1 protein-coding gene is annotated in these 1,249 nt (G+C 52.6%); it reads right to left on the reverse strand.

The genetic code is table 11. The features are described from left to right. On the reverse strand, window positions 1-1,249 hold a 1,249-nt coding region (locus CKL79_RS22445), incomplete at its 5' end, for a type I restriction-modification enzyme R subunit C-terminal domain-containing protein (RefSeq protein ID WP_276301327.1).

Below are 1,249 nucleotides of genomic sequence, written 5' to 3' on the forward strand. Positions count from 1 at the left end.
TCAACCAGTCTCGAACATTCCTTGCCCCTTGGGTATAGGGATGTTCGTTACTTTTAGCGTTGGCTCCGCCTCTCCTATGGAGAATCGCATTTCGCACTTCAAGAAAAACTTCGCACTGTCCAGTTCTTTAACATACTGCTCTAGTACAAAGTCTAGGAATTCTTGCTGATTGCCAGCGTAATGGGAAAAGATTAGAGGCTTTCGCGCGGCGACTCGGGCTTGGCGACTGATGGGGGTGTCGGCGTAGGCAATGAAGGCTAGTACGTCGTATATGTCGCTGTTGTCAGCATCGATGAGGCGGCTGATGTCGCTGAGCTGCTCTTCGGCGTAGCCTTTCTCCGCTAGCCCTTCTAACAGTTTCTTGCGAGTATCGGGTAGGCTCCACAGCGATCGCAGCTCGGCCTCATCGCGAAAGAGCGCTGGAATGTCACCAAACAAGCGCTCGATAAATTCTGGCGCAGACATTGGTTTGCCGTCTGGGCTCCAGAAGGTGGTCTGCATCTGGTGGGCGATCGCCCGCTCTTTGCCGTCTGCTAGCTTGATTTTTATTTTTTGACGGGGCTGCTTTTTCGGCTCGGGCTGCACTGGTTCAACCAAATACTCGCCTGGTTCTTCACGAACACGTCTAGAGTCGAGGGGCTCAGGGTCGAGGGGTTCGCCGTCCCATTCGGGGTCGTTGAAGTGTTCGTAGGCTTTTACAAAGTCGTAGATGGTGAAGTAGTCTTTGCCGTCGAATAGGCGAGTGCCGCGACCGATGATTTGCTTGAACTCGATCATGGAGTTGATGGGCCGCATCAGCACAATGTTGCGGATGTTGCGAGCATCGACGCCGGTAGAGAGTTTTTGAGAGGTGGTGAGGATGGTGGGAATGTGCTTTTCGTTGTCCTGAAAGGTTTTAAGGTGCTGTTCACCGAGCTTGCCGTCGTTGGCGGTGACGCGGACGCAGTAGTTGGGTTCGGCGCTGATCTTCATTTGGTTGATCAGGTTGCGCACGGCCAGGGCGTGGTCTTGGGTGGCGCAAAAGACGAGGGTTTTCTGATTTTGGTCGATCGCTTCCATGAAGATCTGGACACGGTATTTTTCTCTGGCTTCGATTTCGATGATGCGGTTGAAGTCGGCTTCGGTATAGGTTTTGGTTTCGTCTAGGTCGCCTTCAGTGTGCCAGCCACAACACCCCCATAAGAACGAAACCAACTTCGTACCCAACGATTGGATTAAGGGGATTATTGCGATTGGTAAAAGCGATCGC

Origin of the sequence: Leptolyngbya sp. BC1307, assembly GCF_002286735.1 — a bacterium.
Classification (GTDB): domain Bacteria; phylum Cyanobacteriota; class Cyanobacteriia; order Phormidesmidales; family Phormidesmidaceae; genus Phormidesmis.